Consider the following 15,878-nt stretch of genomic DNA (forward strand, 5'->3'; position numbering starts at 1 on the left):
AAAAGGACATCAACAATATGAAATCTCCACTCTTGATTAGCCTCGCCCTCGCTGCAAATGTTTGCCTGATTCCTGCACATGCGCAGGAACAAAAGACAGAACAAAAAACCGAGCAAAAAGTCGAACAAAAAACACAGCAAGAGAGCGCAGCAAGTGCCATCGCAACCAGCGCAAGTAACCCTGCGGTAAGTCAAGAAGCTACAGCACCAACAGCCGCACCAGTAGCAGTTCCCGTTTTAGAAAAAATCGACACCGTAGTGGGCACTGGCGTTGAAGCAGTTATAGGTAAAACAGTCTCCGTTCACTACACAGGATGGCTACGTGATCCACAAGCAGAAAACCAACGCGGCAAAGCTTTCGATAGCTCAGTTGGTCGTGCGCCATTCAACTTTAATCTCGGCGAAGGTCGTGTCATTCGAGGTTGGGAACAAGGCGTGCCCGGTATGAAAGTCGGTGGCAAACGTACCTTGATGATTCCATCCACACTCGCTTATGGTTCCCGCGGTGCTGGTAAAGGTGTAATTCCACCGGATGCCGATTTGATTTTCGATATCGAATTACTCGATGTCATCAAAATGCCCGAGGTCGAGAAGATCGACAGTAAATTAGGCAAAGGCGATGAAGCCAAGAGCGGCAACACCGTCACTGTGCATTACACAGGCTGGTTGCGCGATCCAAAAGCCAAAGGACAAAAAGGTAAAGAATTTGATAGCTCAGTCAAACGTGAACCGTTTAGTTTTACCATCAATGGCGGCGAAGTGATTCGTGGTTGGGATCTCGGTGTACAAGGTATGAAAGTCGGTGGCAAGCGCACTTTGATTATTCCAGCAGCACTTGCTTACGGCGCCCGTGAAGTTGGCAATGGTTTGATTCCAGCAAATTCTGATTTGATATTTGAAGTACGTTTATTAAAAGTCAGCGCTGCAAAAAAATAACGTGAATTCAGAATCGAATAAACTGACTTATTTAACAGCCTATCCTGAGCATTTACAAGCCCAGGTTAGGCAGTTAATCGCCGGCGATCAATTGGCGTCACATCTGCGTAAAAAGTACCCACAAACACACGCCATCCACACCGATAAAGCGCTGTACCAATATGTACAAGATTTAAAGAATGCCTCGCTGCGCAATGGCGACCAGATCAGTAAAGTTGTCTACGACAATAAACTCCATGTGATCAAAAACGCTCTCGGCACACACACTTATGTCTCCCGAGTGCAAGGCAGTAAACTCAAAACCAAAAATGAAATTCGCATTGCCAGCCTATTCAAATCGGTACCCGAAGAATTTCTCAAAATGATTACGGTACACGAGCTTGCCCATCTAAAAGAAAAAGCGCACGACAAAGCTTTTTATCAGCTTTGCTCGTATATGGAACCGAACTATCATCAGTACGAACTTGATTGTCGTTTGTATTTGACCCAAATCGATATTTTTGGCGGTGAAGTCTGGAGCAGTTAGATACCGTGGAATAACTGAACACAAATCGAATGGAGCGCAAACATGGCTTACTTACTCGCACTTGATCAAGGTACTTCTAGCTCGCGTTCTATCCTCTTCGATCATCGTGGCAATCTGATCGCCTCCGCGCAACAAGAATTCACACAACATTTCCCATTACCGGGTTGGGTCGAACATGATGCGATGGAAATCTGGCAAAGCCAGCTCACCACGATTCATCAAGTGCTGAACAAATCTGGCATTCAGGCACCGGATATCGCTGCGATCGGCATCACCAATCAACGTGAAACGACTGTGGTTTGGCATCGTAAAACAGGGCAACCAATTTGCCGCGCGATTGTCTGGCAAGATCGTCGTACCGCGGATTGGTGCGACGATTTGCGGCAGCAAGGCTACGGCAAAACCATACAAGAAAAAACCGGTCTCCTGCTCGATCCCTATTTCTCCGCCACCAAAATCGCTTGGATACTGCGCCATATTCCAAATGCCAGAGAACTTGCGGAAAACGATGAGCTGGCATTTGGTACGATCGATAGCTGGCTAGCCTACCAACTCAGCGGACAAAAACTACACGTCACCGATGTCACTAATGCCTCGCGAACTATGTTGTGGAATATTCATACGCAACAATGGGATGCCGAACTACTCGATCTGTTTGACATCCCACACCAACTCTTACCTGAGGTTCATCCATCCTGCCATCATTTTGGTGATACCCAATTGTTCGGCCAGCCTATTCCCATTGCTGGTATCGCTGGTGATCAACAATCTGCGTTATTTGGTCAAGCTTGTTTTAACTCTGGGATGGCAAAAAATACCTACGGCACTGGTTGCTTTACACTCTTACAAACAGGCGGTTTTTGTAGTCAATCACAACATGGCTTAATCACCACCGCGGCTTGTCAGGTCAATCAACATCCACAATATGCTTTAGAAGGCAGCGTCTTCGTCGGTGGTGCGGTCGTGCAGTGGCTACGCGACCAATTGCATCTAGCACCGACCGCGACAGCTATAGGCGAATTGGCAGCGACGGTTGAAGATAGCGACGGTGTCGTCTTCGTGCCCGCCTTTACAGGACTAGGTGCCCCCTATTGGGATGCGAATGCACGTGGTGCGATTCTCGGTCTGCATCGCGGCAGTACCGCAGCCCATATCGCCAAAGCAGCGATTGAGGCAATTGCTTTTCAAACTGCTGAATTGTTATTCGCGATGCAAAAAGATAGTCCGACACCGATTATTGAATTACGCGTTGATGGTGGTGCTGCAAGCAATGACGCACTTCTACAATTTCAAGCAGACTTGCTCGGCATTCCCGTCATCCGACCCAAGATCATAGAAACAACCGCACTGGGTGTTGCCTACTTGGCTGGATTACAAACGGGTATCTATAGTGCACCTGAAGAATGTGCTGCTCTATGGCAAGAACAACAGCGTTTTTTACCACAGATTAGTCGAAGTCACGCCGCAAATCGCCTCGAAAATTGGAAGAATGCCGTGAGTCGCTTGCTTTCAAGGAGTTGACTCAAGCACAATCAAAGACTTCAATTATTAGAACCAACAATCCAAGGAGTTGCGATGAAAATCCTCAAACGCATACTGATCGCCTTCATTAGTTTGATTGCACTAATCATCGCTCTTGCTTATTTAATGCCGAATCACTATGGACTCATCCGCAGCATACAAATCGAAGCTAGTCCGGAAAAAATATACCCATTGATCGCTAGTCCAAAAGAATGGAAAAAATGGTCGGTCTGGAATCAACGTGATCCGAACATGGAAATTCTGTTCTCTGGTCCTGAGACAGGTGCTGGCGCAGGCTGGGATTGGAAAAGCAAAAGCGAAGGTAATGGCGGCATGAAGCTCACTAGAGTCGCAGCCAACCAAGTCATCAATTATGAATTGCACTTCGAAGGTATGGGCAAGCCATCCAATGGTGCGCTGACTTTAGAACCCGAAGGCACATCGACCAAAGTCACTTGGTCCATGATCGGTAGTAGCGAAGGAAATTTCATGATGAAATTATTTGCACCTTTTATGGATAAGATGGTGGGACCGGATTTTGAAGATGGTTTGAAGAACTTGAAGGCGGTAGCGGAGAAAACCGCTACAAACTAACAGCTGATACCGATACGTTCTTACAAAAAAACAGGGCAGATAGATTTACGCTATCTGCCCTATCTTTTTATCTGACTGGGTCAACACAAACCCAGAGAAATTGAAATGTAACTATAACTGATGAGATTTTCTCCAACGCCTTAGTCGTTTAGCTGCATTGCTGTACGGTGATGATGTATTCAACTGAATCATTTTTCCCATCGTGTATTGTTTGTACCATGCTTGTCCATAAAGCCTAAGATCGTCTTCATCCTCTACCAATTCAACAATCCTATTTTTCGCAGAACAAAGCCGAACAACTAGATCAGCTAATGGAATACCCTCGTAATCCTTATAAAACTTTTCTGCCAAGAGTCCTAATTGGTTCCAATTAAACCCAGTATCTGGAAAATCGACAGATTCCCCCACACCTTTTTTGGCGTGCCATTTCAGAACTAGCTCATTCCAGCCGACTAAATAAGAAATCAAATTATGCACATTCATCTTGCTGTCTTTGACATGTCCGTCTAAGGACTTGTCAAAGACATTTGTCGCAGGGATCAAGGCGATCTCTATACTTAAACGATCAAACTCATTCTGAATTGCAAACAGTAACTCTGCTTTGCATCCTGGCACCGACATAAAAAAATTAAGCTGTTTGCTGACGCATAGTAGAAAACGCCGCCTTCATTTTTTCCGATGCTGGCGCACCAAATTGACTGCCAATCCAAACTGCAGCGCAACCAAAGAAGAAGCCTGGTACCAATTCATACAAGCCAAACAATTTGAAATGTCCCCACACCAATACTGTCAAGGCACCGACGAACATGCCCGCTAAGGCACCGTTACGGTTCATCTTAGGCCAGATTAAGGATAACAAGACTACTGGGCCAAAGGCCGCGCCAAAACCTGCCCATGCGTTACTAACCAAGCTCAGTACGCTGCTAGTTGGATTAGCCGCAATCGAAATCGCAATCACGGCGACCACCAACACCATCATACGACCGAACCAAACCAATTCGGTTTGTGACGCATTTGGACGGAAGAAAGGTTTGTAGAAGTCTTCAGTCAAGGCAGAAGAACAAACCAGTAATTGGCAAGACAAAGTACTCATCACCGCTGCCAAAATCGCTGATAACAAAATACCGGCAATCCAAGGATTAAACAAAATCTGCGACAAGGAAATGAACACAGTTTCCTTATTTGCCGTCACCGCACCTGCTTGATCAGGGTGCATCGCGAAATAAGCGATACCAAAGAAACCCACAGAGATTGCGCCAAGCAAACACAAAATCATCCAAGTCATACCAATGCGACGTGCATTTTTAATTGTCGCGAAATTTTCTGCCGCCATGAAGCGCGCCAAAATATGTGGTTGACCCATATAGCCCAAGCCCCACGCGAGCAATGAAATAATACCGATCAGAGATGTACCACTAAACAAATCCGTATATTTTGGATTGATGTTTTGAATCACTGTAATCGCTTCACTAAAGCCACCAACATGCATGATCACCATCACAGGCGCCAATAACAAAGCGAAAATCATCAAAGTCGCTTGCACAGTATCAGTCCAACTCACCGCTAAGAAACCACCGATAAACACATAAATAATCGTTGCCGCTGCACCAGCCCACAAAGACACGTTATAGCTCATACCAAAAGTTTCTTGGAACAAACGTGCACCTGCCACCATGCCAGAAGCACAGTAAATCGTGAAAAACACTAAGATCACAATCGCAGAAATAATACGTAGCAATTTGCTGGTATCTTCAAATCGATGCGTAAAATAATCTGGCAAGGTCAAAGCATTATTCGTCAATTCGGTATACACACGCAGACGACCCGCCACCAAATGCCAGTTAAACCAAGCACCTAAAGTCAAACCAATCGCGATCCAACTTTCTGATACACCCGAAAAATACAAAGCACCGGGCAATCCCATCAATAACCAACCACTCATGTCGGATGCACCAGCACTCATGGCGGTGACGAAGGCGCCAAGACTGCGACCACCTAAGATATAGTCAGATAAATTATTGGTAAAACGCCAGGCGGCGAAACCGATGCCTAGCATCGCTAGAATATAAATAATGAAGGTGATGCTGGTAGGGTTGCTAAAATCCATCTCCGTATTGCCTTTCTTTTTAAGTGTAATTATTTTGCATACTTATCCATGCACAAGGATAAGCAAGCCCGCAGTATCGCTCATGCCCGCTAATCTCACAAGGATAGACAACGCTGAATTTACTGGTTTGATGAGACTAAAATTCAGCCTGGCAGTTCCTGATTCATTGACACAAAAAAGCAAGTAAATACAAACTTACATTGCCCACTAAATTTGGCAACTATTGTTCTTAAAAATTCCAAATAAGTAGCTGCTTATTCTGAAAAAGTGATTCAGGTAAATTATTCTCCAGAAATTTTTGGCTCAAAATAGACCTAAACAACGCTCAAATATGACTGATACTCGCTTACAATTCTCTGCGTAGCAAATTGGCAAATGCAATTTTTTAAGTCGATACGAATGATGGGATGGACTTGCTAAACAAATTCCCCTCAATGAAAGGCACAATGCAATTACATCGCTTTAGTCGATACCTGACTTTTTTCTCTATTTTATTGGTACATATCGGGATGATTTTGATCTGGCAGAGAACATCACCGTCACCAAATAGTATCTCCAATACCGATAAAGTATTACTACTGCTCGCCTTGCCACAGCAAAAACAAGCGATCGAAGTTACTCAACAAAAAAACCTAAAACAAGTTAGTCCAACATCGACCATTGCCCGCACCAACAACAAAAACATCAATACGCCCGAATTCAGTACAGCAAAAATTCAAACACCAAGCCCAGAATTTGAAGCCCTTTCAGCACCGCCATCGACACCTTCACCATCTTCTCCAACAATACAAAAAAACATTCGTGAATTAAGTTTGAGTTTGAAAGACGACTTTCTAAAACAAGAAAAAAACTATCGCCCTGACAGTAAAAGTAGCAGTGAAAACATGAAGAAATTTTCGAATACTTTAGCTGGCGTTGTACAAAGTCGAACAGAGGGCACCGTTATCGAGAAAAAATTTGCCTATGATGGCAGACCAGTGAGCAAGATTAAAACGCCGTTTGGTACCCATTGTGTTCGACATCCCAAGGCTGGCGAGAAATTAGAATTATCCCCACCACCGCTTCCCGTAGGCTGTGGAGAGCTATAAATAAATCAACAAAAAAAATACACTTTTATAAATATTCAAAAGCCGAGTATTTTTGTCATAAACCTGTCACCTGATCAGCCTAGAGTGATTCAATTTCTAGCAAACTCTCAGGTACAGATCATGAATACGAAAGCCTTCTTCCCCAATAAAACGACGATTCTTGATTCTTTCTCGACCAGCAAATTCTTCGCTGACCTAAAACCTCAACACAAGCTAATCCAATCACAAACTTGGGCCGATAGTCACATTGACCTATTGGCGCTCGACCTTAAACCTGCAGCCAATATCGTCACGATCGCTGCTGGTGCTTGTCATGCTTTGGCTTATCTCAGTGCAAAGCCAGCCGCCATTCACTGCGTCGATGACAATCCAGCGCAATTAGCGCTTTTAGAAATCAAAGCAAAAGCCCTAATTCATTTACCTGATTACGATGCTGTCCTCAAATTTTTAGCACTGCCACATCAAACCGATAATCTAAAACGCTATCAACGTCATTTGCGTGCCAACTTGTCTGATCAAGCCAGCCACTACTGGCAAAAGCGTAATCTGATTGGTCGTCCGCGCTACTTTGCTTTTAGTGAAAATTTGCAGGAACACGGCTACTACAACACGAGTTTGCGGGCATTACGATTTCTCTTAACGCAACTAGGTGCACGTTTTGACAAACTGCAACAAGCAAAAGATTTAACGCAACAAAATCAAATTTTTGAACAAACTATTTTGCCCGCACTACAAAATCACTACTTCCTATTCCTGATGCGACGCCGTTTCGTATTGAATCGACTAGGCTTTAATCAAAACCAAATCACTCGACTCAAGAACGCCAATCAAGATGAACTCTCCCAAATTTTGATACAACGATTACGTCGCTTATTGTGTGATTTCAGTATTCAAGACAATCATTTTGCCCAACAAGTCATAGGACAAACTTACCAAATTCAACAACAACAAAGCCTACCTTTATATTTACAAAAAGAGGTATTTCCACAATTGCGTCAATACGCCCACCGTGTACATCCCCAACAAAACCGCCTAATTAATTTCTTACAACAACAAAGCGAACAATCGATCGATGCCTTCGTCCTACAAGATCATCTCGATTATTTGCATCCAGATGATATTAAAGCCCTATGGCAAGAAATCAATCGTTGTGCTGCACCGGGCGCAAAAGTGCTTATTCGGAGCTTAGGAACGCAATTGCCGCTACCTCAGCTAGTTTTTCAAAACGCAGAAACCAGCTGGCAAACCAATGCCCTGAGAAACCAAGAATTACAAAACAAAGATCGTTGCGCCCTCTATGGCTCCTTATTTGTCTTCGAAAAAATAGCTAAAATTTAATAAAAACCTGTGGATAAGTCTTTGTATATCTTGAGGAGCTTATGTGCAAAACCACATAAGCTTTCCACAGTCCAAATCTTATGCAGAATCTATTCTTTTTCTGTACAAGCATTGTCCTAGTCTTTATCCTTAGCCTAAACCCTTGATTTCAATTCAGTAAACCGGCTTATCCACAAAATTCGTCTGCGTTAACTACTACTACTATGTATATATATACCTTATGTATACAAAACAAAGCTGCTTTCCTTATTTGCCCTTCTCTTAAAAATCCATGTCTATTTCAATCAAACCCAACACCACAGGCTTAATCTTTGCAATGCGCGAAGAACAAGAAGGATTAGAAGCTTTTATTCAACACAAAAAAGTCCATCGAATCGCTAAACGTGATTTCATCCAAGGTGAACTTTGGGGACATCCGGTAGTGATGGTTTTAGCTGGAATAGGAAAAGTAGCTGCTGCAAGTACGACAAATCAGTTGATTCATCATTTTCAAGTGAATCAACTGATTCTAAGCGGCGTTGCTGGAGCTGCTGATCCTTTCTTGAAGGTGGGAGATATCGTGATTGCTGATGCGCTACTACAGCACGATATGGATGCATCACCTCTATTTCCACGATTTGAAATTCCTCTAAGCGGTAAATCTCGTTTTTTTGCACACAAAAATTTACATAAAGAACTACAAAACGCTATCGCGCAGTTCATCCAAGTGATGCAAGAGCATTTTTCGGCAAGCCTAATCGCTGAATTTCAATTACAAAACGTGAAATTGCATACTGGACTCATCGCTAGTGGCGATCAATTTATCCATGACAGCAAAGTGTTAAAGGAATTAAAGCAAGCGTTGCCCGATTTGTTGGCAGTAGAGATGGAAGGCGCAGCAATAGCGCAAGTTTGTGAGGAACACGACTTAGCGTTTGCCATTTTGCGGACAATTTCAGATAGTGCAGATGAAACAGCGCATGTCGACTTTCTAAGTTTTGTAAAAAACGTCGCTGCGCCGTATACCTTGGGAATTTTGAAGAATTATTTTGAAAATCGAAAAATACCGGTCGACTAAGATATCGACAAAACAATAAACACAACAAAGTGAAAAATATTTTTTGTGGATAAAGCTGTGGATAAGCTTTGCAGATTTTGTGTAGAAGTGTCTTAGTTATTCAAGTCGAAAAACTTATACAAAAATTGTTGAGCTTCCATACAAAGTTTTTCCGCGTACTTATATTTTCTGTAGTGCTTTGATTTTACATCGTTAACATCACTTATCCACAAAATACCTCAACGTTAACAACTACTACTATTCATATATATAAACTTATTCAATTAAAAGAAAAAAGCAGTTTTTCTACACTCGAAAAAAACTGCTGAAATAATTCACATTTGTTGAAATAAATGGGTATGATTGCGGCTCACTTCGAGTTTGTCGGAACATCCTTTCAACCCTAACATTTGTCGACCACGAAAATCTCGCGTAACTTCTGCAATTGCATTGACTCTGACCAAGGTCGATCGATGTATGCGCCAAAACTCTTTAGGATCTAATTCATCTTCTAATTCTTTTAAGGTTTTACGAATTAAAAATTCTGCTTGTTCTGTTTGAACCAAGGTGTACTTTTCATCAGATTTGAAAAATAAAATTTCTTTGGTACTGATCATGCGCAAACTAGTACCGACACTGGCTTGTATCCAGCGTAAATAGTCTTTTTGTTGAGCTTGTTGTAGCATCAGTTGAGTCAATAGTTGTTCAACTTGTTGCGATTGATGATTTGGTTTCGTTGTGGATTTTTCTTCTTCTTCGATATTTTTTGTATTCGCAAGTTTTTCTAAAACTCTTTGTTTTAGACGTAAGCAAGTTTGCTGTAGACGTTCTACGTCAATAGGCTTCAAAAGGTAATCCATGGCACCACGCTCAAATGCCTGAATAGCATATTCATCGTAAGCCGTAACAAAAATAAGAATCGCGTTTTCCGCTAATTGTGCTGCCGCTTCGATGCCATTTTTTCCAGGCATACGAATGTCGAGAAAAATAATTTGTGGATGGCGCTTTTCAGCTTCTTCTATCGCAACAATACCATTTTGAGCTTCGGCAATAATCTCAAGTTCTGGCCAAATTTGTTTTAATTTGCTACGCAGATGTGCACGCATCGGTGCTTCATCATCGACGATCATGGCTGTAATTTTATTCATATTAACGACTTGTCTCTGGAATATGTAATGTCAATTTAGCGCCACCAGTTTCAGGAACTTCAACCACCAAACTAGCCTTTAAACCATATAACACTTTCAGACGTTCACGAATATTGCTTAAACCGATGCCATCATCTGCATGTAAATCAAAGCCAATACCGTTGTCACTGACTTCCACTTGTATTTCTGCTTCACCTTGGCGCGCAATAATATTGATATGGCCGCCATCCGTTTTTGGTTCTAAACCATGTTTAATCGCGTTTTCAACTAAAGTTTGTATCATCATCGAAGGAAAAGCGACGTGTTCTAAAGCAGCTGGACATTCAATTTGATAACTTAAACGCTCCTGCATACGTGCTTGCATGATATTGAGATAAGCGCGCGATAGTGCTAACTGTTGTCCTAACTTGCCACCACCTTGTTCACGAATTTGCGGTAAAGCAGCACGTAAATATTTGATTAAATGCGTATGCACAATTGATGCTTGATGTGGATCTGTTTCAATTAATTGGCCAATTAGCGCCAAAGTATTAAACAAAAAATGTGGTTCAATTTGGGCCTGCAAAGTCGCCATTTCAGCTTCTAAGACCCGACGTTCCAAAGCTTCAACATCAGCTCTGGTAGCGGCATCGCTAGCTGCTAATTCAGCTCGACGTTTTCCTCCTGCCAAACTCTTAATCATGAAGGAGCCAAAGGCCAAGAGTGGAATCAAAGCGCCTAAGCCTAATATGCCACCAATAATCATCGCCAAGAATGAGACAAATACTAAATAACTCCACGAGATGACAGCAAGCCAATCGAAAAATTTCCACCAAAATACTTTTGCAGTTTCTGATACATCCAACATGAACAAAAGTACTTTGTTCTTATCGCCCTCATTCATGTTAGCTCTCCTCTTCAGCTTGTTTCTCTGTTGTTTTCTCTACAGTCGGTTCTTGCTGAGCTTGATTATCTTTACCAATAAAACATTTCAACAGCAAAGAGCCAATCACCAACCAATTTGCTAAAGCATGTAAAGACAATAGACCACCGGCGATTAAGGTCAGTAAACAAGCCAGAAATAATTTTCCCCAAGACACATCAATAATCCATTCAGCATAACGTTGCCAAATGTATTTAGCTGTGTCAGCAACATTTAAAACGAATTCGAGGACTGGATTTTTAGTAGTAGTGTTCATGGTTTGACTCCCTGATGTAAATGCTTGTTTTGAAGAAGACACTGAAGTTGTTTCTAAAGCGATCGTATTGTTTGATGTTGATTGATTTTCTGAATGATCTGAATGCATTTCGTTCTCCTCTGATCTACGTTTGTGATTGGTTTGCCGCTCGTATGACTACACAGTAGCACCAGCAAAAAAACCACTCTAGGCTCTTGCGATTAAGCGTACAAATGCATAGCTCAACGGTAATTTCAGGGGATAAATGGAAGTGAAATGCACAAAGTATTCTTACTAAGAAGCATTTTTTTGCTTTAAGGGAGATAAATAGGCTAAGTATCGAATTTTGATGTCAGTTCTATCTGGGCTTGACCTACAATGTAGGCTAGCAATTTAGTCTGACAGTAAGAACATAGATCAAGGCAAAATTTGCACAAATCATGTGCAGAAAGACATATGGAATGAATAAAGTTTTTAGTTATCTTTTTTTAGTTATTGTTGTATTGAGCCATACTGGATGCAGTCCAAAGTTTGATTGGCGCGAAATCAGAAATAATGACTCACCATTCGTTGCGACGTTTCCTGGAAAGCCTGCAAGCCATAATCGAGACATTGATTTGGATGGCATGAAAGTGAAATTGAATATGACTGCGGTGGATGTAAACAAAATCAGCTTCGCGATTGCCTATGCAAAAATCGATAACAGCGATAAAAGTCTGCAAGCGCAACAGCAACAACATGCTTTAAGTGCGATGCAAATTGCCATGCTAAAAAATATACAGGGGCAAGTTATTCAACCCGCTCCGGCTGAGTCGCCAAAAAATACCATTACAGCGATGGGAAAAACACCAAGCGGACAGCCAGTAAAAATGCTTGCTCGTTTCACACAACATGGGCCTTGGATTTTTCAGGTTGTGATGATCGGTGAAGAAAAATCGTTTACGCCAGAAGTCGCGGATATGTTTTTTGGATCGATTAAATTCAATTAGTATCCATATTATTTTTTCAGCATTTCTAGAAAGATCACATGTTAATTATCTTTAAATCAAAAGCCGCCGCTGAAGTCATCATGTATAAAGAACACATCGCGTCGGTATTAGAAATGTTGAACAAAGACACAGATCGTGGCGTCATTACAGCAGCAGAGACGGCGCATGTAATTGACTTGATAGAAAAGTTAATTGAGGAAGATAAGCAAGCAAGAAAACAGGCTGAAGCATTAGATAGTGATAATGAAGATGAATTAGATGAGTTTGAAAAAAGAAAAAAACGCGATACGGTCACCTTATCAGCACGTTTGTTTCCTATCTTAGATATGTTAAAAAGCGCAAATAAAAAACAAGAAGACATACTCTGGGGGGTATAAATACATGACTGCCCATGTGGAACATACCGAAGAGTTTTTTATCAAGGCTTTGGATGGAACATCATTATTTATTCGCGACTGGCATGTGAACAATAGCGAAAATGCTCCTGGTATTGTGATCATGCATGGCTTAGGTGAACATTCTGGACGATATGTTCACATTGCTAGATTTTTTAATACGCTAGGTTTCAAAGTCCGACATTTTGATCAGCGCGGGCATGGACAATCGGGCGGCAATCGAGGTGATGTTCCTGATATTGATGCAATTTTGCGCGATACACGTTTAGTCATTAATGATTTTTCTAAACATCTAAAACGATCGCCGTTTATTTTGGCGCATAGCATGGGAGGCTTGTTTGCTACCCGTTTTGCTTTAGAAGGATTGACACCTTTAAGCGGATTGATTTTATCTTCACCAGCATTTTCTGTGCACACCAGCCGTTTAGAAAAATTGTTGTTTAAGATTAGTCGAGTGTTAATTCCCCATTTAGGAGTGGGTCATGGAACGAATGGCCGTTATTTATCTCATGATAGTGAAGTTGTAACAGCATATCAAAATGATCCCTTAGTGCATGCCAGAATTAGTGCTTGTTTATTTCAAAGCATGCTAGCAGCGATGCAGTATGTGAAAGATCATGCGACTGAACTAAAGATACCGACGTTACTGTTAATCGCTGATGGCGATGTCGTAGTGAATCCACAAGGGGCGAAAAATTTTGTGACGCAGCTTAGTACCAGTTCAAATGCACATTATTTAAAGACACAAATTTATCCAGGTTTTTATCATGAAGTTTTTAATGAATTAGAAGCCTTGCGAGTTTTTGATGATGTTAGGGTATGGTTAGATGAACACAATTTCATACCAGATAGACAAAGTAAAATCGACGTGTAAGTAATAATGAAATAATGATGCAGGCTGGTGCCTGATACGAATAAGTACCGAATTAGTAATGGAATCTTTATGGCTGAACCGAGTAGAAAAGTGTTAACACGACCTGCCTTGAATAAGGCAAAGCCACGCGTGAGCAAAGAGCAAATTAAACCGAAAGTTGCTGAACCAGAAACCTTGCAAATTAAAATTGACTCACTGGCGTTCAGCTTAGTGGGGGCGGCGCAAACAGTTGCTTATGTGTTAGAAGGTATTGCCTTGCCTCAAGCGCTTTCCAGAGTATTTACGCAAACCGATGCTAGCCCACAAGCACGCGGTGCAATTCAAGATATTTCGTATCGTACTATGCGTCAAGTTGGTCGCGTAGATGCGCTGATTGCGTTGATGACCAACAAAGCACCAGAGCCTCCTTTACTCTACGGATTGCTTTGCTGCGCGCTCACTTTACTAATTACTGAGAATGCTGATGAAGCGCCATATGATGATTTCGTCGTCGTCGACCAAGCAGTGAATGCCGCTGCTTCATCTCCTAATATGGTGTTTGCAAAAGGTATGGTCAACGCGGTTTTACGTCGTTTTTTGCGTGAAAAAGACGAGTTACTGACTATGGTCGTAAAACAAGCGGCGGCGCGTTGGAATTATCCGCAATGGTGGGTTGATCAATGTAAATCGGCTTATCCGCAAGAGTGGCAGACGATTTTAAGTGCAGCCGACACGCCTCCACCGATGACACTACGAGTCAATCAAAGATTAAGCTCGGTCGATAATTATTTGCATTTATTGAAGCAAGAACAAATAGAGGCAAGTCAGATTGGACCTTTTGCAATTCGTTTGCATAAACCGTTGCCAGTGCAGAATATTCCTGGCTTTAGCCAAGGGATGGTCTCGGTGCAAGATGCTGGTGCACAATTAGCGGCTGTTTTATTGGACGTCAAAGATGGGCACAAGGTATTAGACGCTTGCGCTGCGCCCGGTGGTAAAACAGGTCATATTCTTGAATTAGCTAAAGTCGAGTTGTTAGCTTTAGATGTCGACAAAAAGCGTTTGGATAAGATCCACGACAATTTAGCGCGTTTGCAATTGTTCGCAACGATTAAAGAAGGTGACGCAAGTTGGTCAAATTGGTGGGATGGTCAGCAGTTTGATCGTATTTTGGCCGATGTGCCTTGTACCGCTTCAGGTGTGGTACGCCGTCATCCAGATATTCGATGGTTACGACGTAAAACGGATGCCGCGCAGTTGGCGGTGACTTCCAGTCGAATCTTGGATAATTTATGGCGCATGTTAAAACCGGGTGGCAAACTACTTTTGGTGACTTGTTCGATCTGGCCGATAGAATCAGAAAATCAGGCAAAAAGTTTTGCTGAGAGACATTCTGCTATACGTCTAGATGCCCCTGGTCAATTACGACCAACGTCGGAAATCAACAACGAACACGATGGTTTGTTCTATGCCTTGTTTCAAAAACCAGAGGTTTGAAACTTGTTTCAAGTTATGATGTCAATAAGACTTACTAAGTCTTTTGACTTCATTATTCGTTAAATCTGGCATAGGACTTTCTGGTTTTTTCACATGATCACACGTTTGATCCACATTTCGAGATCAATACTTCTTGCATGGGCGCTGATGTGTTTCGCGCCCATGCTGTTTTCATCCGCCCCTGCACAAGCAGCCGGCGTGGAAGTGATGAATGCGAAATTGGAAAGTACAGATGAGGGTTATCGGGTATTTGTTTCCTTTTCCTTTGAACTTGGACCAGATCTGAAGAACGCGATCAACGAGGGGATTCCCGTATCTTTTACTGCCGAAGTGGAAATCAATCGACCGCGTTGGTATTGGTTTGATGAAAAAACTATACGCTCGTCGCAAACGGTAAAGGTGCAATATGATCTGTGGCGTCGTCAATATACGGCGGCTGTCAATGGCGGACTAAAACAAAATTTCAATAGTTTAGAAGAAGCGATGGCGCTGGTGTGGCGACCACGTCGTTGGTTGGTGGCTGATAAAAATACCTTAAATCCAGGCGCAACCTATAACGTCGGCGTCCGTTTAAAATTAGACAGCAATCAATTATCAAAACCCATGTTAATAACGTCGTTTAGCAATAGTGATTGGCGTTTGGCCTCCGAGTGGAAACGATTTACATTCAAGGCTGACGACAAGTGACAAGATT

General features: G+C 42.2%; 17 protein-coding genes. 12 read left to right on the plus strand and 5 right to left on the minus strand.

Annotation, left to right across the window (positions count from 1 at the left end; genetic code table 11):
- Nucleotides 1–17: 17 nt before the first annotated feature.
- Genes H8K52_RS21815 through H8K52_RS10170 form a run of 4 tightly spaced genes read left to right on the plus strand, consistent with a single transcriptional unit; the run spans nt 18 to nt 3,576 of the window.
- Complete coding sequence (locus H8K52_RS21815) at nt 18–935, plus strand: FKBP-type peptidyl-prolyl cis-trans isomerase (protein ID WP_186922788.1); 918 nt, start codon at nt 18–20, stop codon at nt 933–935.
- Nucleotide 936: 1 nt separating this feature from the next.
- Complete coding sequence (locus H8K52_RS10160; protein ID WP_343044177.1) at nt 937–1,461, plus strand: M48 family metallopeptidase; 525 nt, start codon at nt 937–939, stop codon at nt 1,459–1,461.
- Nucleotides 1,462–1,503: 42 nt separating this feature from the next.
- A complete protein-coding gene (gene glpK / locus H8K52_RS10165; RefSeq protein ID WP_186922789.1) occupies nt 1,504–2,982 on the plus strand; it encodes a glycerol kinase GlpK in 1,479 nt (492 codons plus the stop codon).
- A 54-nt stretch (nt 2,983–3,036) separates the two neighbouring features.
- Nucleotides 3,037–3,576 (plus strand): SRPBCC family protein, encoded by a 540-nt coding sequence (locus H8K52_RS10170; protein ID WP_186922790.1) that lies wholly within the window; start codon nt 3,037–3,039, stop codon nt 3,574–3,576.
- Between the two features lie 111 nt (nt 3,577–3,687).
- On the opposite strand, the gene H8K52_RS10175 is transcribed toward H8K52_RS10170, so the two are convergent.
- Nucleotides 3,688–4,197 (minus strand): ClbS/DfsB family four-helix bundle protein, encoded by a 510-nt coding sequence (locus H8K52_RS10175; protein WP_186922791.1) that lies wholly within the window; start codon nt 4,195–4,197, stop codon nt 3,688–3,690.
- A 7-nt stretch (nt 4,198–4,204) separates the two neighbouring features.
- Nucleotides 4,205–5,683 carry a sodium/proline symporter PutP gene (gene putP, locus H8K52_RS10180; RefSeq protein WP_186922792.1) on the minus strand — a complete coding sequence of 493 codons (1,479 nt, stop codon included), beginning with the start codon at nt 5,681–5,683 and terminating at the stop codon, nt 4,205–4,207.
- 446 nt (nt 5,684–6,129) lie between these two features.
- Here putP and H8K52_RS10185 point away from each other — a divergent pair, with 446 nt between their 5' ends.
- The 3 genes from H8K52_RS10185 to H8K52_RS10195 all read left to right on the plus strand — a co-directional run bounded on the left by H8K52_RS10185 (nt 6,130) and on the right by H8K52_RS10195 (nt 9,166).
- On the plus strand, nt 6,130–6,771 hold the full coding sequence (locus H8K52_RS10185) for a hypothetical protein (RefSeq protein WP_186922793.1): 642 nt from the start codon (nt 6,130–6,132) through the stop codon (nt 6,769–6,771).
- Nucleotides 6,772–6,891: 120 nt separating this feature from the next.
- Complete coding sequence (locus H8K52_RS10190; RefSeq protein WP_186922794.1) at nt 6,892–8,109, plus strand: DUF3419 family protein; 1,218 nt, start codon at nt 6,892–6,894, stop codon at nt 8,107–8,109.
- Between the two features lie 271 nt (nt 8,110–8,380).
- The gene (locus H8K52_RS10195) at nt 8,381–9,166 is read left to right on the plus strand and encodes a 5'-methylthioadenosine/adenosylhomocysteine nucleosidase (RefSeq protein ID WP_186922795.1); all 786 of its coding nucleotides are present in this window, start codon (nt 8,381–8,383) and stop codon (nt 9,164–9,166) included.
- A gap of 314 nt (nt 9,167–9,480) precedes the next feature.
- Here the strand turns inward: H8K52_RS10195 and H8K52_RS10200 are convergent, their stop codons facing one another.
- The 3 genes from H8K52_RS10200 to H8K52_RS10210 are packed head-to-tail and all read right to left on the minus strand — an operon-like array spanning nt 9,481 to nt 11,579.
- A complete protein-coding gene (locus tag H8K52_RS10200; RefSeq protein ID WP_186922796.1) occupies nt 9,481–10,293 on the minus strand; it encodes a LytR/AlgR family response regulator transcription factor in 813 nt (270 codons plus the stop codon).
- Between the two features lies 1 nt (nt 10,294).
- The gene (locus tag H8K52_RS10205; protein ID WP_186922797.1) at nt 10,295–11,176 is read right to left on the minus strand and encodes a sensor histidine kinase; all 882 of its coding nucleotides are present in this window, start codon (nt 11,174–11,176) and stop codon (nt 10,295–10,297) included.
- A gap of 1 nt (nt 11,177) precedes the next feature.
- Nucleotides 11,178–11,579 carry a hypothetical protein gene (locus H8K52_RS10210; RefSeq protein WP_186922798.1) on the minus strand — a complete coding sequence of 134 codons (402 nt, stop codon included), beginning with the start codon at nt 11,577–11,579 and terminating at the stop codon, nt 11,178–11,180.
- A 332-nt stretch (nt 11,580–11,911) separates the two neighbouring features.
- Between H8K52_RS10210 and H8K52_RS10215 the strand changes: the two genes are divergently transcribed.
- The 5 genes from H8K52_RS10215 (at nt 11,912) to H8K52_RS10235 (ending at nt 15,871) form a co-directional block, all read left to right on the plus strand.
- Complete coding sequence (locus H8K52_RS10215; protein WP_186922799.1) at nt 11,912–12,439, plus strand: hypothetical protein; 528 nt, start codon at nt 11,912–11,914, stop codon at nt 12,437–12,439.
- Between the two features lie 38 nt (nt 12,440–12,477).
- Entirely contained in the window at nt 12,478–12,816 is a 339-nt protein-coding gene (locus H8K52_RS10220; protein WP_186922800.1) for a DUF1840 domain-containing protein, read from the plus strand.
- 4 nt (nt 12,817–12,820) lie between these two features.
- Nucleotides 12,821–13,708, plus strand: a complete 888-nt coding sequence (locus tag H8K52_RS10225) for an alpha/beta hydrolase (protein ID WP_186922801.1) — start codon at nt 12,821–12,823, stop codon at nt 13,706–13,708.
- A 69-nt stretch (nt 13,709–13,777) separates the two neighbouring features.
- Complete coding sequence (gene rsmB / locus H8K52_RS10230) at nt 13,778–15,184, plus strand: 16S rRNA (cytosine(967)-C(5))-methyltransferase RsmB (RefSeq protein WP_186922802.1); 1,407 nt, start codon at nt 13,778–13,780, stop codon at nt 15,182–15,184.
- A 162-nt stretch (nt 15,185–15,346) separates the two neighbouring features.
- Nucleotides 15,347–15,871: a DUF4390 domain-containing protein gene (locus H8K52_RS10235; RefSeq protein WP_246464431.1), complete on the plus strand. Its 525-nt coding sequence runs from the start codon at nt 15,347–15,349 to the stop codon at nt 15,869–15,871.
- Nucleotides 15,872–15,878 lie beyond the last annotated feature (7 nt).

Source organism: Affinundibacterium seohonense (assembly GCF_014284305.1).
Taxonomy (GTDB): Bacteria; Pseudomonadota; Gammaproteobacteria; order Burkholderiales; family Burkholderiaceae_D; genus Undibacterium; species Undibacterium seohonense.